Origin of the sequence: Saccharothrix violaceirubra (assembly GCF_014203755.1) — a bacterium.
Lineage (GTDB): Bacteria > Actinomycetota > Actinomycetes > Mycobacteriales > Pseudonocardiaceae > Actinosynnema > Actinosynnema violaceirubrum.
This window is the reverse complement of record NZ_JACHJS010000001.1, coordinates 4,105,055-4,130,583: the sequence shown is the minus strand read 5'-3', so window position 1 is coordinate 4,130,583 and position 25,529 is coordinate 4,105,055. Positions and strand designations below refer to the sequence as shown.

Below are 25,529 nucleotides of genomic sequence, written 5' to 3'. Positions count from 1 at the left end.
CGCTGTAGGGAAACCGCTGTGGAGAAGCGTCCCGGGGTCCGTCCGGACGGACCCCGGGACGCCGTTCACCCCGTGATCGCGAAGACGTGGTGTCCCCACGGCTCCAGCGCCACGTACAATCCCTGCTCGGCCAGTTCGTCGCCCTCGCGGTCGAACGCCGTGCCGGACAGCAGGTCCGCCAACCGGTGCGTCCGGCCGGCCAGGTGCCGCCACGGCAACCGCAGCCGGGCCTGCGCGGGCCCCGGCGACAGGTTGACCACCACGAGGTGGCGGTCGCCGACCGGCGGACTCCACGTCCACGCCAGCAGCTCACGCCCGCTGTGGTTGTCCGGCCAGCACTCGGGTTCGAGCTGCTCCCACGTGCCCGTGCGCACCTGCGCCGCGATCGCCCGCAACGCCCGGTGCCACGCCGCGAGCCCGACGTCCACCTGCTCGTCGGGCAGGCGCCGGTCGAACAGCGGCGCCTGCGCCCGGCGGCCCTCGTACTGGCCTTCGTGCCACAGCGTCGCGCCGGGCAGCGTCGCCACGACCACGGCGGCGGCCCGCTCCGCGTCGACCGGCAGTCGCGACGCGGCCCGCGGCTCGTCGTGGTTCTCCAGGAACCGCAGCAGCCGGGCCTGGTAGTCCGGGTCGGCGTCGAGGTGGTCGCGCACCGCGCCGGGGTTCAGCCCGATCAGCCGGTCGTAGAGCCGTTTGTCGTAGCAGAAGTCGAAGCCCTGGTGCTGGAGCGTCCACTCCATGTCCCAGTACGCCTCGGCGATGAACACCGTGCCCGGCTGCCGGGCCCGCACGGTGTCCAGGATCGACGGCCAGAACTCGGCGGCGGGCGCCGGCCCGGTCCGGCCGTGCCACGTGCGGGCGAACACGCCGTTCGTGGGCAGCATCGCCATGTCGCAGCGGATGCCGTCGCACTGGTCGGCGATCGTGGTCAGCGTCTCGGCCGTCGCCGCGCGCAGGTCCGGCGAGAACGCGTCGAGCTGCACGACGTCCGGCCACGGCGGGAAGTACGGGTCACGCCCGCGCGCCAGCACGCCGCCCGGCGTCTCCAGCCACTCCGACGGTGCCTCCGCCAGGTCGGCCGGCGTGCCCCGGACGAACAGCTCCGGCCGTTCGGCCACCCAGGGGTGGTCGGGCGCGACGTGGTTGGGCACGTGGTCCAGCACGAGCTTGACGCCGCGCCGGGCGAGCGTCTCCCGTGCCGCCGCCAATCCGTCCGGCCCGCCGAACGCCGCGTCGACCACGTACCGCCGCACGCAGTACGGCGAGCCCACCGCGCCCGGCCCGATCGGCCGTCCGGACAGCTCCAGGCCGAGCGGACTGCGTTCCCACACGCCCATCAGCCACACCGCGTCCAGTCCCGGTCCGCAGAGTGCGTCCCAGGTGGACTCGGGCACGTCGCCCAGCGTGACCACGCGTCTTTCCTGTCGGGACAACGAGTCCAGCCACACCGCGGTGTTGATCTGGTGGATCACCGGTCTGTCCGGCCACCCGCTCATCGGCTCGTCCCGGTCCCGCGCAGCAGCGCCGGGAGCAGTGCCACGGTCGCGGTCCACCCGGTCTGGTGGGCGGCGCCCAACCCGGTGCCGTCGTCGCCGTGGAAGTACTCGTGGAACAACGCCGGGTCCTCGGGTCCGCCGCCGTCGGACGGGCGGACACCGGAGTCGTCGGGCAGGAACGTCGAGAACAACCGGTCGCCGATCTCGCCCGCCACCTGCCGCAGCGTCAGGTGGCGGCCCGATCCGGTCGGGCACTCGACGGTGAACTTGTCGCCGTAGTGGACGTGCAGGTGCAGCAACGCCCGGATGAGCATGACGTTGATCGGGAACCACACCGGCCCGCGCCAGTTCGAGTTGCCGCCGAACATCGAGCTGTCGGACTCGGCGGGCAGGTAGCCGACCCGGTGCTCCTGGCCGTCCACAGTGAACACATAGGGGTGTTCGAGGTGCCACCGCGACAACGAGCGGATGCCGTGCGGGCTCAGGAACTCGTCCTCGTCGAGCATCCGGGCCAGCAGGCGCCGCAGCCGCGTCTCGTCGAAGAGCGAGAACAGCACCGTCCCGGACCCGTTCGCCTGGGAACCGCGGCCCCACAGCGAGTTCGCCACGGCCGGGTGCCGTTCCAGGAACGCGGCCGCGTCGTCCACCACCTGGGGGAAACGCGTGCGCACCTCGCCGTCCACGACCGTGGCGGCGGCCAGCGGCAGCAGGCCGACCACGGACCTGACCCGCAGCGGCACCCGGCCGCCGTCGGGGGTGCGCAGCACGTCGTAGAAGAAGCCGTCCTCCTCGTCCCAGAACCCCACGCCCTCGTGCTGGGCCGCCGCCGAGATCCACGCCAGGTTCTCCAGCAGCGACTGGGCCTGCTCCACCTCGCCGAGTTCGAGCGCGACGCAGATCAGGTTCTGGCAGAACAACGCCATCCACGCGGTGCCGTCCGCCTGGTCGATCCGGCCGCCGGTGGGCAGTGCGGCGTTGCGGTCGAACACGCCGATGTTGTCCAGGCCCAGGAACCCGCCCTGGAACACGTTGCGGCCGTCGGCGTCCTTGCGGTTGAGCCACCAGTCGAAATAGCGCAGCAGCCGGGGGAAAGTCCTCGCGAGGAACTCCTTGTCCTTGCGCCCTTCCAGTTCGTAGACGAACCACACGGCCCACGCGTGCACTGGCGGGTTGACGTCGCCGAAGTTCCACTCGTACGCCGGCAGCTGGCCGTTGGGGTGCAGGTAGCGGCGGTCGAGCAGCAGTTCGAGCTGGTGCTTGGCGAACGCCGGGTCGACCGCGGCCAACGCCGCCGCGTGGAACGCCGAGTCCCAGGCGGCGAACCACGGGTACTCCCACTTGTCCGGCATGGCCACGACGTCCTCGGCCACCAGGTGACGCCACTGGTGGTTGGGCAGCGACGTGTCCGCGAGCGGGTCGACGCCGCGCTCGGTCAGCCAGCGCTCCACGTCCAGCGCGTAGAACTGCTTGGACCACAGCAGACCCGCGAACGCCCGGCGCACGACCGTGCGCTCGTCGTCTGCCAGGTCGGCGCCCGCGACCTCGACGTGGAACTCGTCGGCCTCGGCCCGCCGGGTGGCGACGATCGTGTCGAACCCGCTGAACGCGGCCTCGTGGTCGGGCGGTCCGTCGGTGAGCCGCACCCGCACGGTGGCGCTGTGCCCGGCCGGGATGTCGAGGGCGCAGTGCGCGGACGCCTTCGTGCCCTCGTCGTCGGGCGAGACCGCCCCCGGTTCGCCGTGCACGACGACGCGTTCGATGCCGTCCTTGACGTAAGGGCTCTCGTTGGGCGAGCCGAAGACGCGCTCGTTGTCGGTCTCGTTACCGGTCACCAGGACCGGGACCGCGCGGTCCACCACCAGGGACCGGCGGCCCAGTTCCGGGTCGTGCGCGACGACCGTGCCCGGTGCCGTGGCCCGCAGGTGCGGTCGGTCCGCGCCGCCCGCCCACGACCACGTGTGCCGGAACCAGAGGGTCGGCAGCACGTGGAGGGTACGGTCCTCGTCGCCCCGGTTGTGGGCGGTGATCCGCATCAGGATGTCGTCCGGACCGGCCTTGGCGTACTCGACGACGACGTCGAAGTACCGGTCGTCGGCGAAGACCCCGGTGTCGGCCAGTTCGTACTCCGGCTCGTCGCGACCCCGCTCCCGGTTGGTGGAGATCAGGTCCTGGTACGGGAACTCCCGCTGCGGGTAGCGGTAGAGCATCCGCAGGTACGACGCGGTCGGCGTGGCGTCGAGGTGGAAGTAGGACTCCTTGACGTCCTCGCCGTGGTTGCCCTCGCCGTTGCCCAGGCCGAACAGCCGTTCCTTGAGGATCGGGTCCACCCCGTTCCACAGCGTGACGGCCAGGCACAGCCGCTGGGCGTCGTCGCTGATGCCCGCGATGCCGTCCTCGCCCCAGCGATAGGCCCGGTAGCGGGCCTGGTCGTGGGTGAAGGACGTCCACGCGTCGCCGCCGTACGCCTCGCGCACCGTGCCCCACTGGCGGTCGGCGAGGTAGGGACCCCAGCGGCGCCAGGGTGTGCCCCGCTCGGCGTCGTGGAGCCGTCGTCGTTCCGCTCCGGTCATCGTCACCCCTCGTCCCGGACTTCCGAACCGTGCACGACGACGGCCCAGACGACGACCACGCACAACGCGATCACGATCGTCGACCACACCGGCTGCACGGTCACGAAAGCGAGCTGTGCCATCGCGTTCACCGCCGCGAACACCACTGCCACGACCCGTGCCCAGCCCGCGCCGGTCCACAGCGCGGCACCGGCGAGGGCGACGAGCACGCCGATCACCAGGTGCGTCCACCCCCACCCGTCGAGGTCGAACACCAGCACGCCGTCCGGTCCGACGGCGTAGTACTCGCTCTGGAACAGCGTGACCATGCCCTCGATGACGTTGAAGAACCCCACGATGATCATCACGATGCCCGCGAAGGCGATCCAGCCGCTCCAGATGCTGGGCTTCGCCGTGGCACCATGCCAGGTGTAGTCGGATTGGCGCGTCCGCTCGGTCATGTCGCTTCCTCCGGTTTCCGATCGCTTCCCCCGGCGAGATTTCCGGGTTGGACGGTCGTGGTCTTCACCCGTCCGGGATGGGTCCGCAGCAACGCCTCCACCCACCGCGCCCGAGGGTCGGTCCGGACCAGCACGGCGGTGGCGAGCAGCGTGGCGGGAACGGCCAGCAGCATGCCCAGCGGGCCGAACACCCAGCCCCAGAACACCAGCGACAGGAACGCCGCGGTCGCGGACAGGCCGACGGCGCCGCCGGCGAACTTGGGCTGGATCACCGACTGGCCCAGGAAGTTGAGCACCACGTACAGGACGCAGACCGCGATCGCCGTGCGTGGTCCCGATTCCAGGAGCGCGAGGAGCGCGGGCGGCGCCAGGCCCAACAGGAAGCCGATGTTGGGGATGTAGTTGGTGACGAACGACAGCACACCCCACAGCAGGGCCAACGGGACGCCCAGCCACAGCAGGGCGATCGTGTCGGCGACCGCGATCCCCAGGCCGAAGATCGTGGTGACCACGAAGTAGCGGCGGGACCGGTGGGCGAACTCGCGCAACGCCACCGTCAACTCGGGCCGGTCGAACCGGTCCAGTCGCGCGTCGACCACGGCCACCTCGACGCTGAGGAACGCCAGCAGCGCCAACAGGAACACGAGGTTCGTCGCCAGTCCGCCGATGCTCGCCAGCAGCGCGCCGGCCTGGGCCACCAACCAGGACGGGTCGATCTTGTCGGCCAGTTCCTTGAGCGCGCCGGTGTGCCCCAGTGCCCGGTCGGCGGTGGCCGCGGTCTGGACGAGGAGCTGCCGGCCCTGGTCGGCGTAGCCGGGCAGCAGTTCGCCCAGGCGTGCCGCCGACGCGGCCACCACCAGGGCGAACGCCAGCAGCACCAGGTAGACCAGCACCACCAGGCCCGCCGTCGCGGTCCAGTCGGGCAGGCCGCGCCGGCGCAGCCACCGCCGCACCGGGCTGATCGTGATCACCACCAGCAGCGCCAGCAGCATCGGCCCGACCAGCCAGGCCAGCGCGCGCAGCCCGGCCACGACGATCACCGCCGAGGCGGCACCGAGCAGGAGCACCAGGGCTCTGGGTAAGGCGGTCGTCTCCATCGTGATCTCCCTTCGCCGATCGCACGGTGGCATGCGTCCGCGTGCGGACTCCTCATCCGCACGAGGTGGAGACCGGGGTGCGCGCGTCGCCGACGATCTCCGGCATGTCTGCTGACTTGGTGACCGTCTGGCTGTTCCGGAACGCCTTGGGTGCCGCGGATGCGCTCGATCCGCTGCCCGGTTCGTGGGGGGTGCGTGACGCGGCCGTGGTGTCGTGGCCGCTGGGCGCACCGTCCCCGCTCGTCGAACGGCCGGGCCGGATCGTGGGGGACACGGCGCTGGGAGGCGCTTTCTGGGGACTGCTGTGCGGGTTGCCCTTGGCCGCGCCGATGCTGTGCGCCGGTGTCGGCGCGGGCGTGGGCGCCCTGGTCGCCTGGACGACCCGACCACGGCTGCCCCGCGCGATCGTCGACACGGTCCGGGGACATGTCGGCCCGGGACGTTCGGCCCTGGTCCTGTCCACCCGCGGCCTGTCCGACGACCTGCTGTCCCGTCTCCGGTCGTCCGGTGGCACCCAACTGCCACCCACCCACGCCGTCCAACTCGCCTGACCCGCGAGTCCTCCACTCGGACACCCCGAAACACGCACTCGGGCACCTTCGATCGGGCGATGAAGCCGAGAGGTGCTCGCAAGAGCGCCGGCGGGTGCGGGGTCAGACCGTCCCGGTGAGCCGGTTCGTCAGCTCGTCCAGGCAGGTGTGGAGTTCCTGCGGGCCGGTGAGGTCGTAGTGCGTCGGGTGGACGATGCCGGTGGTCAGGTCCGCGGTGTCGAGTTCGGCCTCGCCGCTGGTCCACACGATGAGGTGGCCCGTCGAATCGCCGGTCTCGCAGTCGACCCAGGCGGCGGGCTTGTCGTACTCGGGGCCGAATGTCAGCGTCCAGCGGATTCCCGCGCGTTCCCAGCGCGGCGCACACCTGTGCACGGCCGCGGCGAACTCGGCGAGGTCGAACCTGATCACACGGGTGATCCTACGCGGCGCCCGGCACGGCGGCCCCGAAAGTCGGGGCAACGCCGATCCACGGGCCGGAGTCCCGACACCGACGCGGTCGGGACTCCCGCTCCTGCGACGCAACCACCGCCAAAGCGACGGCGTCATACCACCTTCCGTGGATGCGCGTGCAGATGGCCGTGACGTTTCCTGCCGGGCGAGATCACCCACTGCGGGTGATGCGCGGACGTGGGCGTCCTCTGTGGCCGGCCGGAGTTCACCCGGCACGGGTGGCGTGGCGGCGTAATCGGCCCGACACGCTCTGTGGTGCGGGACGGCGGGCCTCGGGGGGCACCGCGTGCTCGGCCCTACGTCCCGCCCGGTCGCGTCGGCCGCATCAGCGCGACCCGACCGCGGTCGGGGCGCGGACGGTGTTCGCGCTTCGGCCGACGCGACCGGTTCACACCTTTCCACGAGAGGCGATTCCATGCGTGCTACGACACTGCTCGACCGTCGTGAGCTGGTCGACGTCGTGCGGCCGGTCCACCCGATCGCGTCCGTCTACCTCGGACCGGACCAGGGGGTGCCGTGGTCGACCCGCTGGCCGGCGCTGGTCGACCGGTTGCGGCGGGCAGGGGCCTCGCAGGCCACCATCACCGACGTCGAGATCGCGGTGCCGGACGCGCCGGACCACGCGGTCGCCGTGTTCGCCGACGGCGGGCACGTGCCGGCCGTGTTCTCCACTCCCGGCCGGACCGGACCGGATGTGGCCTGGTTCCGGGCACCGGCCCACGTCCTGCCGCTCGTCGCCTACGCCCAGGAACGGCCGGCGCACGTGCTCGTGATCGCGGGTCCGGACCGGGCACGCCTGCGGATCGTGCCGGGTGGACTGGACGCGGATGCCGTCGGAGTCCGGATGTCCTGCCCGACAAGCGATCTGGCCGAGGCGTGCCGGACCGCGCTCGCCCAGTCGGGTGCCCGGCTGCTGGTCGTGCACGGCGACCTCGACACGGCCGACCGGCTGCGGGCCGACCTGCCCGGCGAGGCGACCGTCCGGCGGGTGCCCGGCAGTCGACCGGTGGACGTCGGCGACATCCTGCGGTCGACCGCGTGGCTGTGGACCGCGCGGAGTTTGACGGATCTCGCCAAGCCGCCGCACGGGGGATCGGTGCAGGGCGTCGCCCGGACCATCGCCGCGCTCGCCCGGGGACACGTGCGCGAGCTGGTGGTGTCGCCGTTGGAGCGCAACGCCGCCGCGTGGTTCGGCGGTGCGCCCAGCCAGATCCTGCCCGCCGAGGAGACCACGCCCACCCCCTGGTCGCGCCGCCGAGGCGACGCGGTCGACGTCGCGGTCCGGGCCGCGCTGCTGGCCGGTGCGACCGTGCGCGTGGTCGGCCACCGCACGCCCGGCGCGCCCGCCGAGGGCATCGGCGCGTTGTGCCGCTTCCCGCTCGCATTGGTCGGCGCATGAACGAGGAACTCGTCCCGCTGCGCACCGACTTCGACCGGTCGTGGCCGGGGTTCGACCGGGACCAGGTCCGCGGCTACGTCCAGGAGATCGAGGCCGACCTGCGCGTGCTGGCCGCCGACCGCGACAACGCCATCGCCCGTGCCGAGTCCGTGGCCGAGCGCCTCGCCCAGACCCGCCAGGAGAACCAGCGGCTGCGGGAACGCCTCACCCGCGTGTGCCGCGAACCCGTCGACCTCGAAGGCGCGACCGAACGCGCCCGCCGCGTGATCGAACTGGCCAACGCCGAGGCCGAGGAGATCCTGGCCCGCGCCGAAGCCGTGGCCCGCCGGTGCGTCGACGCCGCCCAACGCGACCAGGAGGCCCACCGCCGCCGCCACCAGACCCTGCTCGACCAACTCGAGTCCCACCGCGAACTGTCCCACCGCGAACACCGCGAACTCATGGAACGCGCCCGCGCCGAGGTCGACAAGCTGACCAGGCAGGCCGAGGCCCGGCGCCGCGAGCTGGACCGGACCGCGAACCGGGAACGCGAACGCGTGAGCGAGGACTTCGACCTCGCGATGTCCCTACGCCGTGCGGAAGCCCTGAAAGCCTTGTCCGACCACGTGGAGACGACACGCGCACGCAGCGCACGCATGCTGCGCGAAGCGGAGGAACGCGTGGCCGTGCTGGACCGGCACCGCGATCGCATCCTCGATGCGTTGGGCGCCACCACAAGCGTCCTCGTCGACGTCGGCCCGATTCCCCGACCCCGCGCCGAGCGGACGGCCGTGCGATGACGCGGGCGGATGCCGGACGTCCCGTTGTGCGACCCGGCCGTGGCGGTCCTGGGTCGAGCGGACGAACGGACGGCGGTGTGCGGGCGCGGACCGTTCGGCGGTGGAGTCGGGGATGCGACCACCGGGCGCCGTAAGACGGAAGCGCGCGATCACAGTCGTCTGTCTGGTGTCCCTGCTCGTGCCGCACGTCGTCGCGCGGCGGTCGGGCCGGTGCGTGGGAGAGGTCGCGGCGGCGGTCCGGGGCGCGGCACTGCCGTCCTTCGTGGCACAGCGAGGAGATCCGGGATGTCCCTGACCAACGGTGCGGTGCCGCGCGAGCGGCTGTTCGCGTTGCTCGACAAGCTCGTCGGCGACGCGGTCACGCTCGTGCACGCACCGACCGGCACCGGCAAGTCGACCCTGCTCGCGACCTGGGCGGACCGGTGCGGCCCGCACGTCGCGCTGGTCAACGTCGAACGCCGGTACGGCGAACCCGACGTGCTGCGCCAGGCCATCCACGACGCGTCGACCCGGACGCGGTCGTGCCTGGTCCTCGACAACGCCGACCGCCTGGCGGGCAGCCCGGCCGCGCACCTGCTCACCGGGCTCGCCCGCGACCGCGGGCACGGGTTGGTGCTCGCGGGTCGTTCGTCGCTGCCGTTGCGCACGTGGCTGCGTGCACACGGCGGTCTCGCCGAGATCCGAGCCGAGGACCTGGTTTTCACCCGACAAGAAGCGACCGCGTTGCTCCGTGCACACCACGTGCACCCGAGCCTCGACGATTTCGACGCACTGTTGGCCCGGACGGGTGGCCACGCGGCGACATTGCGACTCGCCGTCACCTCGCTTACCGAACGCGGTACGCCGACCGTGCCACGGCCCAGGGACCCGGCACGATCCCCGCATTCACCCGTCCGGACCTCGCATGTCCTCGACGACGTGGAATCGGCGCCGCGAGGGGATTCCGTCACCCGCTGAGGGTGAGGAAGTCTCGTGATCATGTCGCCGATGATCGAAAGACCACCGAGCCCAGCGCGATCAGAAGGGGCACATGATGTCGGAGCGGCACGACCCGTCGGAGACCGGGCGCCCGGTCCCACCGCCGAAGCTGCGCGTGCCCGGTATGGAGGCACCGCTGGTCGAGCGCGACCGGCTGCACGCCTGTCTCGACGGCCGCACCACGACCACCGCGCCGCCGGTGACCCTGGTCCTGGGTCCGGCCGGTGCGGGCAAGACGACCGCGTTGGCCCTGTGGGCGCGTCGCCGGTCGGACTCCACCCGGGTCGCGTGGGTGACCCTCGACGCGCAGGACGACTCGCCGGTCGGGCTGTGGTCGGCGATCCGGGAGGCCCTGCCGGCGGGGCTGGCCCCCCGCGACCGGCTGCCGGACCTGCCGCCCGCGACCACGCCCGAGTTCGCGGCGGCCGTGATCGCCGCGCTCGACCACGTGACGACGCCGGTCCACCTGGTGGTCGACGACGTCCACTTGCTGACCGACCGGATCGCCTTGCACGGCCTGGAGCTGCTCGTCCGCCACACGCCCAAGTCCCTGCGGCTCGTCCTGTCCGGACGATCCGCGCCGCCTGTCCGCCTGTCCCGGCTGCGCCTGGAGGGCCGGTTGCGCCTGGTCGACGCCCGGGACCTGGCGTTCACCCGGGCCGAGGCCGAGGAGTTGTTCGCCGGGCACCGCCTGCGGGTCACCGCCGACGCGCTCGACGCGATCATGGCCCGGACCGAGGGTTGGACGGCGGGCCTGCGCCTGGCCACGCTCGTGCTGGCCGAATCGGCACCGGCCGAGTTCTCCGGCGCGCTGCCGGCCGTGGCCGACTACATCACCGAGGAGATCCTGGGCGACTACGACGAGCAGGTGCGCGACTTCCTCGTGGCCACGAGCGTGTGCGCGGAGGTGTGCGGCGACCTGGGCGCGGTCGTGGCCGAACAGCCCGACGCGGGCCGCTTCCTGGAACGCCTGTCGCGCGACAACGCGCTCGTCTCTGCCGTGGACGGTGCCGACGGCTGGTACCGCTACCACCCGCTGCTGCGCGACCACCTGTCCGCGGAACTCGACCGGGGTGCCCCGCACGACCGGAAGCGCTCGCACCTGGCCGCCGCGCGGTGGCACCGCGACGCCGGGCGCGCGATCGACGCCCTGGACCACGCGGTCCGCGCCGAGGACGCGACGTTGGCCGCCGAACTCGTCGCCGAACACGGCCTGCGGGAAGTCCTGCGCGGCAACGGGGACCGCCTGCACGACCTCGTGACGTCCACACCGCGCATGGCCTGTGGCGCCGCCGCGGCCACCGCCGCGCTGGCCGCGCTGGACGAGGGCGACCTCGCCGGCGCGGACTGGTCGCTCGACGGTGTCGAGGTCGGTCGTTCGCCTCGCCACCGCGCGTTGAGCGCGGTGGTCCGCCTGCGTCGGGCCAGGTTCACCGGCGACCTGACCGACGCCCTGCGGACGTTGCCCACGCCGACGACGGGCGACGTCGCCCTCGACCTGGCGATCCGGCTGGAACGCGGGATCGCCACGCTGTGGCTGGGCGATCACCGTGCCGCCGAACAGGAACTGCGCGCCGCCCTGGACCTGGCGTCGCGCGAGGGTCTCGATCATGCCGCGCTGGTGGCGTCGGTCCATCTCACGGCCGCCGCGGCGGCCCGGGGCGACACCGTCGGCGTGACCGATCACGGGGACCGCTCGATGGCCATCGCCGCCGCTCGCGGCTGGGAGAACCGGCCCGCCTGCGTGCTCGTCTACGCGGTGCTCGCCGCCGAAGCGCACCGACGGCTCGACGACGCCCTGGCACGCCGTATGGTCACGCTCGCGGCGGAGGCGTTGCCCCGGCACGCGGACCGCACGGTCGAGCTGGCCGTGGCCGCGGTGGAGGCGATCACCACGTTCGAGGACGCCGAGGACCCGCACGCCGTGGTGTCGGCGTTGTGGAAGCAGTGGCAGGGCTTCTCCGAACCGTACGTGGCGCCCCACCTGGTCGCGTCCGTGGTGCCCACGACCCAGCGCATGGCGCTGCGCGTGGGCGAACCGGGCTGGGCGGGCGACATGGTGACGCACGTCGAGGCGGTCCTGGGCACGTGCGGTGAACTCGCCCTGCTCCAGGCCGTGGTGCACAGCCAGCGCGGCCGTGCCGCCCAGGCCAGGAAAGTGCTGGAACCGGTGTTACGCGGCGAACTTCCGGTGGTCGTGCCCACGACCCTGGTCGACGCCTGGCTGCTGGAGGCCGGACTGGTCGACCGCGAGGGCAACAGCCAGCAGGCCCACGAGGCGCTGCGCAAGGCGTTGGCGACAGCGGAACCCGCCGACGCGTTGCGCTCGTTCCACAACGCCGGCAAACCGGTCCGGGACCTGCTCGCCAAGGGGGCCGGGAGATTCGGCCGCCTCGACCGCTTCGCGACCGCGGTGCTCACCACGGTGCCGACGCCGCGGACCGGTGATCCCGACAGCCTCACCGGGCGGGAACGCGCGCTGCTGGTGGAGTTGCCGTCGATGCGCACGGCCGAGGAGATCGCCGACTCGATGTACGTGTCGATCAACACGGTGAAGACGCACCTGCGCGGCATCTACCGCAAGCTCGGGGTGAGCCAACGCCGGGACGCCGTGGTCGTGGCCCGCAGACTCGGCCTCATCTGAGAATCCGTCCTGCTCGTCCTCGGCGTCGTCGTCGGACATCCGGCCGAGTGCGCGGAAAGTCCGCGCGCGGTCCCGGAGCGCGAGCGCGGCACGCGGCCACCCCGGTCCGATCAGGGCGGCGTCCCGCTCCCACCGCTCGGCGAGCCCGTACTCCCGTCCATCCCGGACCGTGGTCCCGTTGTCGGTCATCGAAGCCGACACGAACCCGCCGGCCACCGTGCGCTCGTCGATCAGGTCCCGCACCGCCGCGCACCGGCCGCCCCATCCGGCGCACATCGCACCGACGACCCGCTCCGCCCGCCGGCGGAGCAGGTCGTCCCCGGCCGGGAGCCGTCGCACGTCGGCCATCCACCCGACCGGCCGATCGGTCGTCGGGACGCACGCGCCACCTTTCCCGCGCGATCCGCGCCGACCTCCGCATCATGGTGTCGTCCGCCCAGGCGGAACGCACCACGTCGACGAAGGTGTCCGTTGCCTGGCAAGGAGATCCCGGTACGCGCGTTCCGGACCGATCACCGCCCAGGGTGTCGCCGACCGGTGAAGCCGACCCGGCGGCCACGACACCGACTCCGGCAGGAGTCGCCGGTGCACGTCCGGATGCGACCCCCGGAGTCCGTCGATCACCGCGAGCCGGGTCCGCCACGGCGCGGACCCGCGGGGCCGACCCGGTCGGCACACCCCGCGCAGGTTGTCGAGCGCTCCGAACCGGGCGAGGACGCGGGTAGCGTACCCTCGGACCGGCACAGCGGTTCCGTCGCACACAAGCGCGGTCTTCCCCATGGCCCTGGACCGGTGGGGGTTGCGCGAGCCCCGGCTTGTCGGTAGCCTGGCCACATCTTCACCCTCGCGGGTACGGGTTGCCCTCCGCGGGAGTCCTTCGAAAATCCCGCCCGGTCGGCTGTACGCACTTCGCCGTTCCCCCTCCGGGCCGTGGGTTCGCTCTTCATCGTCCCGGATCAGGGAGAAAACCTTGAGCACACATCAGTCCACAATGGAATCCGCATTGGCGGGCGGTGTCCTGGACATCGCCGACAACCGCGCTTTCCTGCGCACGCAGAGCTTCCTGCCCGAACCCGACGACGTCCGGGTGCCGATCCGGCTCGTCCGACAGCACGGTCTCCGGCGCGGCGACGCCGTCACCGGCCAGGCCGACGCACGCGAACTGCTCACCGTCGACACCGTCAACGGCCTGCACCCCAGGCATTCCCCGGCGCGGCCCGTGTTCCAGGACCTCACCGCCGTCCACCCGACGGACCGGCTGCGGCTGGAGACCGACCCGCACGAGCTGACCACCCGCGTCATCGACCTGGTGATGCCCATCGGCAAGGGCCAGCGCGCCCTGGTCGTCGCGCCGCCCAAGGCCGGGAAGACGACCGTGCTGCGGTCGATCGCCCACGGCATCGCGAAGAACCACCCCGAGTGCCACCTGATGTTCGTCCTGGTCGGCGAGCGCCCCGAGGAGGTGACCGACCTGGCGCGCTCCGTGCCCGCCGAGGTCGTGGCCGCCACGTTCGACCGGCCGCCGCGCGACCACACGATCCTCGCCGAGCTGGCCGCCGAACGCGCACGCCGACTGGTCGAACTCGGCCGGGACGTCGTGATCCTGTTCGACTCCCTCACCCGCCTCGGCCGCGCCTACAACCTCACCGCCACCGGTTCCGGGCGGGTGCTCTCCGGCGGTGTCGACTCGACCTCTTTGGTGCCGCCCAAGAGGTTCCTGGGCGCCGCGCGCAACATCGAGGGCGGCGGATCGCTGACGATCGTCGCCACCGCGCTGGTCGACACCGGCTCGGTCGGCGACTCGCTGATCTTCGAGGAGTACAAGGGCACCGGCAATGCCGAACTCCGGCTCGACCGCGCGCTCGCCCGGCGCCGCACCTTCCCGGCCGTCGACGTGACCACGTCCGGTACGCGCCGCGAAGACCTCCTGCTCACCGAAGCGGAACTACGCACGACCCGCGCCCTGCGGCGGGCGTTGGACAAGCGCGAGGCACCGGTGGAAGCCCTGCTCGACGGCCTGCGCAAGACCCACGACAACGCGGAGTTCCTCGGCAGGCTCATCCGGTGAGGGGCCCGCTGATCGTGGACACCGACGTCGGCGGCGACCCGGACGACGCCGTCGCCCTCGTCGTCGCGGCGGCCGAGCCCGACCTGGCGCTCGTGACCACAGTGGACGAACTGGGCGGCCGGCGGGCGCGGTTCGCGCGACACCTCCTCGACCTGCTCGGCCGCGCGGACGTCCCCGTCGTCGCCGGGGCCGACCTCGGCAACACCCGGATGGACTGCGTCCCGGAGCCGGAGCCGGTCGACGACCGACCCACCGACGTGCTCGGCGCGGTCGCCGCCGTGTGCGCGTCGACCACGGGTCCGGTGCGGTGGACCGGCCTCGGACCGGCGACCAACCTCGCCCGGATCCTCGACACCGACCTGGCCGACCGGCTCGTCGTCACGCAGATGGGCGGCGCGCTGCGCTACCGCGACCCGACGCGCGCCGAGCACAACTTCCGGGTCGACCCGGAAGCCGCCGTCGTCCTGCTCGACCGCGCGACCCGGCCCACCCTCGTCCTCTCGGACACGACCTTCACCCCTGCGATCGGGATCGCCCGCGACTCCCCGACGCACCGCCGCCTGACCGCGCCGTCGGCGCCGGCCTGGGCCGGTCTGCTCGCCGACCACCTCGACCGCTGGTTCACGCGCTTCCACCCCGTCACGCTCCAGCACGACGCTCTCACCCTGTCTCTCGTCCTCGGCCTGCCGTTCGTCGAGACCGCGCCGCACCGGATCGCGATCGACGGGATCGGCCGCACCACCACGGCGCCGGACGGGCACAAGGTCCTGCTGAGCGTGGGTGCCGACCACCGGGCCTTCATGGCCTGGCTCGCCGACCGACTGTCCTGAAAGGACATTCCGGCGATCGGCGGCGCCCGCTGGGCCTGTCCGCCGAATCCTCGCGGAAAGTATCGACTCGGACACGCTCCGTCGTGATACTGGCGCGGACGGAGGGAGGGTCGTCTTGGCGGTCAGGGACATCTTCGTCGGCGGCGACGGGGAGGACTCCCGGGGCGGGCTCACGTGGGCCGACCGGGTGCGGACGTTCGACCGGGCCCGGCGGATCGCGGCCGGCGTCGGCGGCCCGGTCGCATTCGTCGTCGGCCAGTTCGTGATGGCCCGGGAGGCGTATTTCGGCCAACGGCTGGGCAAGGGCATCGAGGCCGGCTACGACGTGCCCGACGGCTGGACCATGCGGGCCTACGACCCCGAACTGCCCTGGCACTTCACGGACCTGGACGTGCTCGACGCCCCCGGGGACTTCGTGCAGGTCTTCAAGGACGGCAACACCCACAACGCGAACACGTCGATCCCCGTCGGCGACAAGGAACCCGTGCCGACCATCGCGGACAACAGGGGAGTGCCGACCGGTCGACCCACCGGAGTCTGGATCTCCACCCGTGACGTGGCCAACGCGGACAAGCCGCTGTTCCGCGTGGTGCGGGTGTGGCGCGGTGGTCGTGCGCTCACCTTCGGCGACCGCGCGGCCGTGCCGTCCGCCTACGACCCGTACAACGAGGTCTGGGAGGCCAGGTCGTTCGAGACCCTCGGGTCCGACGGCACGCACACGTGGACCCAGCTCACGCCGGGGGAGAAGTGGGGCACGGCGCCCGCGCCCGCGTCCGGCCGCCTGTCCGTGTTCAGCCCGCACGGCAACCCCGTCGACCAGTGGGGCGGCATCACCGTCCTGGCCCATCGCAGCGCGGGTGGGAACGGCATGGACCTCGGCCTGCTCACCGTCCGGCAGTCGTCGGGGTGGCGGATCGACGAGTCGGTGAAGGTGATCGGCGGCGGTCTCGCCGCGTTCAAGATCCGGGGCGGCTGCGCCGACGGCCGGATCGAGGCCAAGGTCGACGTGTTCAGCCCGTACTACCCCGTGGTCGACCTCGACCCGCACACCGGCTTCGACACGTTCACCGGTCTGGAGATCTCGCCGCGCTGGGACCTGCGCGTCACGCACAAGCCGTACTACGAGATCGACGCCGCGCACTCCACCGGCCAGTCCGACGCGTTGCGCATCACCTCCGGCGCCCGGGTCGCCGGCCTGCTCGTCCGGGGCCGCACGACCGGCGGCACGCCCTGCTACGTGCGCGACCCCGGCCACTCGGCCGTCGGCCGACCCGTGCCGGCGGCCGGCGTGGTGCTCGACGGCCTGGTGGTCGAGCGCGACTTCGCCGTGTACCTGGGCGGACTCCAGTACCAGCGGGCGTTCGTCGTCAACGGCGGCCACGACACGGTCCGGAACTGCGTGATCAGCGGTCGGGTCTACGGCCAACGCACGCCTTCCCAGCTCACCGGCGGCATCAAGGTCGTCGGCGCGGAGTTCCACCACGGTCGGCAGATGATCCCGGCCGCGCCCGACGGGAGCTTCCGGTACCCGAGCCGTTTCGACGACCGGACCCGCGACTTCTCCCACCAGCACCCCGACGGCAAAAACCGGGACGCGATCGCCCTGGAGATCACCATGGACGGCAAGGCCGAGGTCCGCGGCTGCGTGTTCGACGCGAGCCACGGCGCGGCGCTCAACCTGACCAAGGTGACCGGTTTCGACGCGACCCGCGACGGCTGCCTGGTCACCGGCTGCACGTTCGTGACCGGCACCCAACCCGGCAGCCTGCCCGTGGCCGTCCTGGTCGACGACCGGGGCGACGCGGGCACCGGGGTCCGGTTGCGCGACAACGTGGCCGTCGGCTACCCGGCGTCCGGGGGTGCGCAGTGGACGCCGACGGGCGCGGACGGAAAGGTGCGTACCGCCATCCGCCTGGAGGACCTCGCCACGGGTGGTCCCCGGGTCGCGGAGAACTCCGGGTGGGTGCGCCAGGCGTTCGCCACCTGCTACCGGTGAGGAGTCGACCATGACCGACACCGCCCGACGCACAGTCCTGCTCGCCGTCGCCGCGGCACCGTTCGCGGCGCTCCTCGCCCCCGGCGCCACCGCGCGGGCGGCCGGGCTCGACACCCTGGAGATCCAGATCCGCGTGGCGGGCTGGGCCGCCGACGAACCCCGCCAGGTCGGCCTCGCGCTCACCGGACGGCTCGACGCGCCGACCAAGGACGCCGTCCGTCGCTTCCAGGGCGCACACGGCCTCCGCCAGGACGGGATCGTCGACGAACGCACCCGCGAGGCCCTGACGGCACTGGCCAAGCCGGACGGCTCCACCCGCCACTTCGACTGGACGGCGTTCTCGCCCGACGGCACGTTCGCCGGGGGCGCGGCCGACGAGGCGACCGTCCGGGAGCACGTCCGCCGCCTGATGTACCGGCTGGAGGCGTTGCGGCACAAGGTGGACGGCCGGGAGATCACGGTCACGAGCGGCTTCCACACCCACGGCGGCGCGCACGCGCTCGGCGGCGCCGCCGACGTCGTGATCGCGGACTCGACCACCTACGCGGCCTACCGCGCGGCCCAGACCTGCGGTTTCACCGAGCTGGGCATGTACACCCAGTCGTGGCTGCACGTCGACATCCTGCCCAGCGCGTTCACGTGGGCCGACGGCGTGGTGTGAGCCGTCCCTTCCGGACATCCGCCGTCCGGGCTACCGTCGTGCCGACGAAAGGACGGCACATGGCGTTCACCCTGTCCGACTGGTCGGACCTCGACCCGGTCGACCGTGCCCACCGCCGCGCCGAGGCGCTCGACCGCGCCCGGGCGTCGACGCACGGCGACTGGACGGCGTTGGCCGACGGGGCGGACACCGGGGCGCCGGACACCGGACCGTTGGCGGGAATCCCGTTCTCGGTCAAGGACAACATCGACGTCGAGGGGTTCGCGACCACGGGCGGCAGCGCGCTGCTGGACCCCGCCCCGGCGGCCGTGGACGCCACCGTGGTGTCGCTGCTGCGTGCCGCCGGTGCCGTGGTCGTGGGCAAGGCGAACCTGCACGAACTCGCGTTCGGGATCACCAGCGACAACCACCACACCGGCGCGGTGCGCAACCCCGTCGACCCGACGCGGTCGGCCGGCGGGTCGAGCGGCGGCAGCGCGGCGTCGGTCGCACTGGGCGTGGTGCCGTTCTCGCTGGGCACGGACACCGGCGGCTCGGTGACGATCCCCTCGTCGTTCTGCGGCATCGCGGGGTTCCGCCCGTCGACCGGCCGCTATCCCGGCGACGGCGTGGCGAACCTGTCGACCAGCCGCGACACGATCGGCCTGCACGCCCGCACCGTCGCCGACCTCCGCGCGATCGACCGGGTGATCACGTGCGACCTGCCGGTGCGGGCCGGGCTGGCGGGCCTGCGTGTCGGTCTGCCCACGAGCCGCTTCGTCGACCTGGACCCCGAGGTGGACCGCGTGGTGCGCGCGGTGCTGTCCGCGCTGGAGGGCGCGGGTGCCGTGCCGGTCGAGGTCGACCTGGGCGACGACCTGGAGATCGCGTCCGGGCCGGGCAACGACCTGGTGTTCCACGAGGCGCCCCGGCTGCTGGCGCGGCGTACGGACGTGCCGTTCGAGCACTGGCCCGAGCACATCGCGTCGCCGGACGTGCGGACGACGTTCGAACGCCTCCGCGACACCCCGACGACGGTGTCCGCGTACTACGAGGCCCGCGCCGCGCGTCAACGACTCCGGCGTGCGTACAGCGACGTGTTCTCCCGCGTGGACGTCGTCTTCGGTCCCACGTCGCCGGTACCGGCCCCGCCGCTGGGGCAGAATTCCACGATCACCCACAACGGGCACAGCGTGCCGGCGTTCGGCACGGTGACCCGCACCATCGGCCCCGGCACGGTCGCCGGTCTGCCCATGCTCACGGTCCCGGCCGGCACGACCGCCGCCGGACTGCCGGTCGGAGTGTGCCTGGAGGCCGGGGCGTTCCACGACCCCTTCCTGCTGGCCGTCGGCGCGGCGCTGGAGGACCTGCTGGGGTGACGCTTTCGGGGCACCGGCCGAAATGCGACCCCGGCGGTCCCGACCTAGCGTCACCGGGGTTGAAGGCCGCACACGGGAGGCCGCATGACCCCGACCTACGAGGGACGCCCACTGCCCCGGCCGGACGAGGAGGTCGTCGACCAGGGGCTGGGCTTCGACCTCGGCACGCTGATGAGCCGCAGGCGCACGTTCCGCACGTTCGGCCTCGGCGTCGCCGCACTCGGAATAGCCGCCTGTTCGAGTGACTCGGACACCGGCTCGTCCCCGACCTCGGCGACCTCGACCACCACCGCGAAGGCCACCGGCGAGATCCCCGACGAGACCGCCGGGCCGTATCCCGGTGACGGCTCCAACGGTCCGGACGTGCTGGAGCGGAGCGGCGTGGTGCGCGGGGACATCCGCACCGGTTTCGGCGACTACAGCGGCACGGCCGAGGGCGTGCCGATGACCCTGGAACTCACGATCCAGGACCTGACCAAGGACGGCGCACCGTTCGCGGGCGTGGCGGTGTACGTGTGGCACTGCACCCGAGACGGCGAGTATTCGCTCTACGGGGAGAAGATCAAGGACCAGAACTACCTGCGCGGCGTCCAGATCGCCGACGCGTCCGGCAAGGTCACGTTCCTGAGCATCTTCCCGGCCTGCTACTCCGGGCGGTGGCCGCACATCCACTTCGAGGTCTACCCGACCGAGGCCGACATCACCGACGCCACGAAGGCGATCGCCACCTCCCAGGTCGCACTGCCCAAGGAGACCTGCGACAAGGTGTACGCGCAGGACGGCTACCGCGCGTCGGTGTCGAACCTGGCCCAGGTGAGCCTGGCCAAGGACAACGTCTTCGGCGACGACTCGGCCGCGAAACAACTCGCCACCGTGACCGGCGACGTGACGTCCGGGTTCAAGGTCTCGCTCACGGCAGGCGTGGACACGACCACGAAACCGACCGGCGGCGGCGTCCCACCCGGCGGCGACGGCCAACCGTCCGGAATGCCGGGCGGCACACCGCCCGGACCCCCACCCGGCATGACCCCGAGCCGCTGACCACCGCCCCGGTCCAGCGGGCCGACCGGGATCTTCGCCCGGTGTGACGACGAGCCGTCAGGGCCGCACCCAGTCGGGGAGTTCCTCGCACCGGCGCGACCACTCGTCGGGCGGCGCCGTGCGCGCGCCGAGCACACCGCCCACGATCGCGCAGGTGGTGTCCACGTCGCCGCCCTGCCCGGCCGTGACCCGGAACGCGCGGAACGAAGTCGTCGAGATGGCGAGCCGCGACCCAGAGCGCGAACGGGACCGTGCGCTGGGCACTGGTATCGCTCCCGTTGCCCGGTTCGCGCGCGGCGGTCGCCGCGTCCCCGATGTCCAAGGCGGCCACGATCCCTTGGCGCACAACACTTTCCGGCACATGATCGAGCACGGCGGCCAGGAAGTCCCGCGCCGTCGAGTCGTGCCCGACCGCCACCGCCGCCGCGACGGCCACCGCCACCGCACCCGCGACCCCTTGCGGGTGGGTGTGCGTGACCTCGGCGGAAGCCACCGCCTGCCGCGCGGCCTCGGCCGGATCGTCGGCGAACCAGGCCCCCACCGGCGCGACCCGCAGGGCGGCCCCGTTGCCGTACGAACCACTGCCGTCGAACAACCCGGCCGCCAACGCCCGCCAGTCACCACCTTCGCGGACGAGCCGCAACATCCGGTTGACCGCGGGCCCATAACCCCGGTCGAAGTCGTGGCGCCGAGCGAAGCCACGGGCAAGCACGTCCCGATCGACCCACCCGACCTCGTCGAGGACCGCGAACACCGAACAGGCCATCTCGGTGTCGTCCGTCCACTGCCAGATGCCTGGCGGAAGTTCGTTGCGGGACAACGACTCCCTGTTCGCGGGAACGAAGAACTGCGACCCCGAAGCGTCGCCGACACGAACACCTTGAAGGGCAGCGAAGGCCCTGAAACGTCGTCGACCGGTCATTACACCCAATCGTGTCAGACAGCCTCCCCCTTTCCCGCCCGAAAACTGTCGGACCGACCGGACACCCTGGTCACGACCCCGACGAACCAGGAGGACGCCGACACCATGACGACCACCGACCGCCCGCTACCTGCCCGCGCGGAACCCGCTACCAAGCACCGGCAGCATCCGACGCGACCCACGACGGCGACAAGCCGGGGATCGATCCCCCCGAGTGCCCCTTTCCGGTGCTCAGCCCGAGCGGCGAGCGACGCTCTCGAACGCTTCCCCGACCCAACCCCGAACGACACCCACCAAGCACCCACAGCACCCACGCACGCCAACGCCGACACGCAATAATGCGGATTCATCAATCCGTGTGATTGTGGCCCGATGAAAAGGTGTGCATAATCCCGCACGTCCGAAAACAAGCGACAATCTCACGACTGGAATGCCATGGGCGACGCCACCCAGGAATCCGGCGATTCCCCCTCCCCTGAAATGGATTCCGGCGAGGGTCGACGGCAGACCGCCGTAGCAATGGATTCAGCCTCGATCTACCAGGCCGGCCGCGACCAGTACCTCGTCGGCCGCGACCTGCACATGCACTATTCCGAAACAGTCCGCAGGGCACGCCCCGTGGGCCCGACCTCGGACGAGTGCCCCTACCCGGGCCTCACCGCTTTCGGCCCGGACCAGGAAAGGTGGTTCTTCGGCCGCGACCACGTCGTGGCCTCCGTGATCACCGCCATCGACCGGAGCCTTCGCGAAGGCGGCGCGCTTCTCGTGGTCGCCCCCTCCGGCGCCGGGAAATCCTCGCTGCTGCGCGCCGGCGTACTCCCCGCCCTGGCGCGCGGCGGCCTGGACGGCTCGACCCGCTGGCCGTGCCTCGTCTTCACCCCGACCGCACGCCCCCTGGAAGTCCTGGCCCGCTACCTCGCGACCGTCGTCGGCATCGAGCCCACGCGGGTCCTGGAAGTGCTCCGATCCGGCGCCGAAGCGAGCCGCGAGATGGTCGCCGAGGTGGTGCGCCGCCGCGACGAGCACCTCGTGCTGATCGTCGACCAACTGGAGGAGATCTTCACCCTGGGCGTCGACGACCACACCCGACGCCGCTTCCTCGACATCCTCACCCACCTGACAGAACCTCACGACGGCTACGTCCCCGCCGCCGTGGTGTTCGGCCTGCGCGCGGACTTCTACGCGTCCTGCGCCGACCACGCCGGCCTGCGCGCCGCCGCCCAACGCGACCAACTCTTCCTCGGCCCGCTGTCCGACGACGAACTGCGCGCCGCGATCACGCTGCCCGCCCGCGACGTCGGTCTCGACGTCGAACCCGGCCTGGTCGAACTACTGCTCGCCGACCTCGGCACGGGTGTCCACGAAGCCGCCGGCGGCGACACATCGGGACGGCTGCCGCTACTCGCCCACGCCCTGCGCGCCACGTGGCAACAACGCCATGGCCACGTCCTCACCGTGGCCGGCTACCGCACCACAGGCGGCATCCGACAGGCCGTCGCCACCACGGCCGAAGGGCTGTTCACCCGACTCGACCCCGCCGGCCAGGACGTGGCGCGCTCGCTGTTCCTGCGCATGGTCACGATCGGCCGCGCCGAGGACACCCGGCGCGGCCTGCCGCTCACGGAGTTCGGCGGTTTCGGCCACGACCCGCGCACGGTGTGGGCGGTGGCCGACCTGTTCGCCCGGGGCCGGCTGATCACCCACGACCACGAGTCCGCCGAGATCACCCACGAGGCACTGCTGAGCGCCTGGCCCCGCCTGCGCTCGTGGATCGACAACGACCGCGCGGGCAACCTGGTCCGCCAGGAACTGGAGACCGCCGCGGCGGCGTGGGACCGCGACGGCCGCGACCCGTCCGCCCTGTACCGGGGCAGCCGGTTGGAGACCGTGCGGTCGATGGTCGACCCGGGCGACCTGAGCACGACGGCCGCCGCGTTCCTGGCCGCGTCCTCGGCCGCGCACCAGCGCGCCGTCCACCGCCGCGGACTCGTGCTCGCGGCCCTCGTGGTGCTGTCGCTCGTCGCGTCGCTCACCGCCGTCGTCGCGATCCGGCAGAACGGGCTCGCCCGCGACGCCCGCGACCGGGCCGTCGCCGACCGGCGCACCGCGGTGTTCAACCAGATCACCGCCGAAGCCGACCGGGTACGCGTCGACGACGCCTCGCTCGCCGCGCGGCTCGACCTCGCCGCGTACCGGATGGATCCCCGGCCCCCGCTGCGCACGAAGCTGATGTCCAGCCAGAACACCCCGCTCTCGTCGATCGTGCACCGCGACGACGGCAACGTCCGCGCGGTCGACTTCAGCGCGGACGGCAAGATCCTGGCCACCGGCGGCCAGAGCGACACCGTGCGCCTGTGGAACACCGACGACCCGTCCCGCACCACGCCGCTGGGCACGATCCCGATCGGCCGTCGCGACACCGTGGTGAGCCTGGCGTTCGCCCCCGACAGCCGCATCCTGGCCGTCGCCGGCGACGGCGGGCTGGTCCAGCTCTGGAACGCCGCCGACCCGGCGAAACCCGTGCGGCTCGGCGAGATCGCGGGCCACCTGGGCACGGTGTCGGTCGCGCGGTTCAGCCCCGACGGCAGGATCCTCGCCACGGCCGCCGACGACAGCCTGATCCGGCTGTGGGACGTGCGCGACGCGGCCGCACCCCTTCCGCTGGGTGCGCCGATCACCGGGCACTCCGGCACGGTGTTCGGTGTGGCGTTCAGCCCGGACGGCCGCACCCTCGCCGGCGTGGACGACGACGAGCGGTTGCGGCTGTGGGACATCGCCGACCCGGCCGCGCCCGTCGCGCTGGGCGAACCGCAGGTCGGCCACAAGGGACCGGTGCTGTCGGTCGCGTTCAGCCCGGACGGCCGCACGGTGGCGACCGGCGGTTTCGACCGGACCGTGCGGCTGTGGGACGTCGCCGCTCCGGCGGCGCCGCGACAGCTCGGGCAGCTCACCGGGCACACGAGTTTCATCTGGTCGCTGGAGTTCGCACCGGACGGCCGCACGCTGGCCACGGCTTCCTACGACCACCGAGTCCAGCTCTGGAACGTCGGCCAACCGGACCGCCCCGCCTCGTTGGGCCGCGCCCTCGCCGGACACACCGGCCCGGTGACCTCGTTGGCGTTCAGCCCCGACGGCCGGACCGTGGCGACCGGCGGCAACGACCACACCGCCCGGCTGTGGCACCTGCCCACCACCACGGTGGTCACCGGCCACACCGACAACGTCGAGGCGGTGGCGTCGAGTCCCGACGGCCGGGTCCTCGCGACCGGTGGCGCCGACCGCACGGTCCGGCTGTGGAACGCCGCGGACCTCGACGCCGTCGCGCCCGCGGGCGAACCGCTGACCGGGTTCGGCGGTTCGGTGACCGCCGTGGCCTTCAGCCCGGACGGGATGCTGCTCGCCGTGTCCGCCGCGGAACCGGTCGTGCGGCTGTGGAACGTGGCCGATCCCGCACGACCGGTGCCGCTGGGCGTGCTCGACGGGCACACCGGGACGGTGTGGACGGTGGCGTTCAGCCCGGACGGGCGGGCGCTCGCGACCGGGGACGCCGGCGGTTCGCTGCGCCTGTGGAACGTCACCGATCCGGCCCACCCGGCGCAGGCGGCCGAGGTGCGGCGGCAGACCGGACCCGTGTACGGGCTCGCGTTCACACCCGACGGCCGGACGGTCGCGACGGCGAGCGGCGACCGCACGGTGCAGCTCTGGAACGTCGGCAGCCTGCCGCCCACGGCGGCGGGGACGGCGGGCATCGGCGCCTTCCGGCACACCGCCCCGCTGTGGGCGGTGGCGTTCAGCCCGGACGGGCGGACCATGGTGAGCGCGGGGGAGGACGGGAGCCTGCGGTTGTGGGACGTGGCCGATCCGAACGCGCCCGCCGAACTGTCCGTGGTCGCGGGGCACACGAACACCGTCTTCGCGGCGCGGTTCAGCCCGGATGGCCGGACGTTGGTCAGCGGTGGGCAGGACGACGCGGTGCGCCTGTGGGACGTGACCGATCCCCGGTCGCCGGTGTCGCTCGGGCCGCCGTTGACCGCGCACACCGGGACCGTGTTCGGCGCGGTGTTCGGGCCGGACGGCCGGACGCTGGTGACGGCCGGCGGCGACCGGGTCGTGCGGGTGTGGCGGACGGACGTGGACCGGGTCGTGGAGCGGATCTGCGCCACGACGCGTGACGTGCTGACCGCGCAGCGTTGGGCGGAGTACGTCCCGGGGACAAATCAGCCCGACTGTCCCTAGTGGACTTTTGGCG

The 25,529-nt window shown here is 72.6% G+C and carries 17 protein-coding genes and 2 pseudogenes; 12 read left to right on the top strand and 7 right to left on the bottom strand.

Annotation, left to right across the window (positions count from 1 at the left end; all coding sequences use genetic code 11):
• Positions 1 to 65 precede the first annotated feature (65 nt).
• The 4 genes from F4559_RS19100 to F4559_RS19085 are packed head-to-tail and all read right to left on the bottom strand — an operon-like array spanning position 66 to position 5,603.
• Positions 66 to 1,496 carry an alpha-amylase family glycosyl hydrolase gene (locus F4559_RS19100; protein WP_184670556.1) on the bottom strand — a complete coding sequence of 477 codons (1,431 nt, stop codon included), beginning with the start codon at positions 1,494 to 1,496 and terminating at the stop codon, positions 66 to 68.
• Positions 1,493 to 4,066 (bottom strand): MGH1-like glycoside hydrolase domain-containing protein, encoded by a 2,574-nt coding sequence (locus tag F4559_RS19095; protein WP_184670554.1) that lies wholly within the window; start codon positions 4,064 to 4,066, stop codon positions 1,493 to 1,495. Before F4559_RS19095 ends, F4559_RS19100 begins: the two co-directional genes overlap by 4 nt.
• 2 nt (positions 4,067 to 4,068) lie before the next feature.
• Positions 4,069 to 4,506 carry a DUF7144 family membrane protein gene (locus tag F4559_RS19090; RefSeq protein ID WP_184670546.1) on the bottom strand — a complete coding sequence of 146 codons (438 nt, stop codon included), beginning with the start codon at positions 4,504 to 4,506 and terminating at the stop codon, positions 4,069 to 4,071.
• Complete coding sequence (locus tag F4559_RS19085) at positions 4,503 to 5,603, bottom strand: AI-2E family transporter (protein ID WP_246445264.1); 1,101 nt, start codon at positions 5,601 to 5,603, stop codon at positions 4,503 to 4,505. The genes F4559_RS19090 and F4559_RS19085 overlap by 4 nt, the downstream gene beginning before the upstream one ends.
• Positions 5,604 to 5,707: 104 nt before the next feature.
• On the opposite strand from F4559_RS19085, the gene F4559_RS19080 reads away from it, so the two are divergent.
• The gene (locus F4559_RS19080; protein WP_184670542.1) at positions 5,708 to 6,154 is read left to right on the top strand and encodes a DUF1269 domain-containing protein; all 447 of its coding nucleotides are present in this window, start codon (positions 5,708 to 5,710) and stop codon (positions 6,152 to 6,154) included.
• Between the two features lie 102 nt (positions 6,155 to 6,256).
• Here F4559_RS19080 and F4559_RS19075 read toward each other — a convergent pair whose 3' ends face one another.
• The gene (locus F4559_RS19075) at positions 6,257 to 6,562 is read right to left on the bottom strand and encodes an immunity protein TriTu family protein (RefSeq protein ID WP_246445263.1); all 306 of its coding nucleotides are present in this window, start codon (positions 6,560 to 6,562) and stop codon (positions 6,257 to 6,259) included.
• 457 nt (positions 6,563 to 7,019) lie between these two features.
• Here F4559_RS19075 and F4559_RS19070 point away from each other — a divergent pair, with 457 nt between their 5' ends.
• The 10 genes and pseudogenes from F4559_RS19070 to F4559_RS19025 all read left to right on the top strand — a co-directional run bounded on the left by F4559_RS19070 (position 7,020) and on the right by F4559_RS19025 (position 20,358).
• Positions 7,020 to 8,003 (top strand): hypothetical protein, encoded by a 984-nt coding sequence (locus F4559_RS19070; RefSeq protein WP_184670540.1) that lies wholly within the window; start codon positions 7,020 to 7,022, stop codon positions 8,001 to 8,003.
• A pseudogene (locus F4559_RS36785) lies at positions 8,000 to 8,398 on the top strand (DivIVA domain-containing protein); the annotation flags it as partial. The gene F4559_RS19070 and the pseudogene F4559_RS36785, both read left to right, overlap by 4 nt.
• Before the next feature lie 669 nt (positions 8,399 to 9,067).
• Positions 9,068 to 9,739 (top strand): AAA family ATPase, encoded by a 672-nt coding sequence (locus F4559_RS19060; protein WP_184670536.1) that lies wholly within the window; start codon positions 9,068 to 9,070, stop codon positions 9,737 to 9,739.
• Between the two features lie 76 nt (positions 9,740 to 9,815).
• On the top strand, positions 9,816 to 12,404 hold the full coding sequence (locus tag F4559_RS19055; RefSeq protein ID WP_184670534.1) for a winged helix-turn-helix domain-containing protein: 2,589 nt from the start codon (positions 9,816 to 9,818) through the stop codon (positions 12,402 to 12,404).
• Between the two features lie 778 nt (positions 12,405 to 13,182).
• Entirely contained in the window at positions 13,183 to 14,472 is a 1,290-nt protein-coding gene (rho, locus tag F4559_RS19050; RefSeq protein WP_184670532.1) for a transcription termination factor Rho, read from the top strand.
• Positions 14,469 to 15,302: a nucleoside hydrolase gene (locus F4559_RS19045; protein WP_184670531.1), complete on the top strand. Its 834-nt coding sequence runs from the start codon at positions 14,469 to 14,471 to the stop codon at positions 15,300 to 15,302. The genes rho and F4559_RS19045 overlap by 4 nt, the downstream gene beginning before the upstream one ends.
• A gap of 115 nt (positions 15,303 to 15,417) precedes the next feature.
• Positions 15,418 to 17,298 carry a hypothetical protein gene (locus tag F4559_RS19040; protein ID WP_184670529.1) on the top strand — a complete coding sequence of 627 codons (1,881 nt, stop codon included), beginning with the start codon at positions 15,418 to 15,420 and terminating at the stop codon, positions 17,296 to 17,298.
• 10 nt (positions 17,299 to 17,308) lie between these two features.
• A complete protein-coding gene (locus F4559_RS19035) occupies positions 17,309 to 17,959 on the top strand; it encodes a peptidoglycan-binding domain-containing protein (protein WP_184670527.1) in 651 nt (216 codons plus the stop codon).
• A 59-nt stretch (positions 17,960 to 18,018) separates the two neighbouring features.
• Positions 18,019 to 19,317 (top strand): amidase family protein, encoded by a 1,299-nt coding sequence (locus F4559_RS19030; RefSeq protein ID WP_184670525.1) that lies wholly within the window; start codon positions 18,019 to 18,021, stop codon positions 19,315 to 19,317.
• Positions 19,318 to 19,401: 84 nt separating this feature from the next.
• Positions 19,402 to 20,358, top strand: a complete 957-nt coding sequence (locus F4559_RS19025; RefSeq protein WP_184670523.1) for a dioxygenase family protein — start codon at positions 19,402 to 19,404, stop codon at positions 20,356 to 20,358.
• A 57-nt stretch (positions 20,359 to 20,415) separates the two neighbouring features.
• Here F4559_RS19025 and F4559_RS35250 read toward each other — a convergent pair whose 3' ends face one another.
• Positions 20,416 to 20,622: a hypothetical protein gene (locus tag F4559_RS35250; RefSeq protein ID WP_246446780.1), complete on the bottom strand. Its 207-nt coding sequence runs from the start codon at positions 20,620 to 20,622 to the stop codon at positions 20,416 to 20,418.
• A 1-nt stretch (position 20,623) separates the two neighbouring features.
• A pseudogene (locus tag F4559_RS19020) lies at positions 20,624 to 21,280 on the bottom strand (ADP-ribosylglycohydrolase family protein); the annotation flags it as partial.
• A 519-nt stretch (positions 21,281 to 21,799) separates the two neighbouring features.
• On the opposite strand from F4559_RS19020, the gene F4559_RS19015 reads away from it, so the two are divergent.
• On the top strand, positions 21,800 to 25,516 hold the full coding sequence (locus F4559_RS19015) for an nSTAND1 domain-containing NTPase (protein WP_184670521.1): 3,717 nt from the start codon (positions 21,800 to 21,802) through the stop codon (positions 25,514 to 25,516).
• Positions 25,517 to 25,529: the final 13 nt, after the last annotated feature.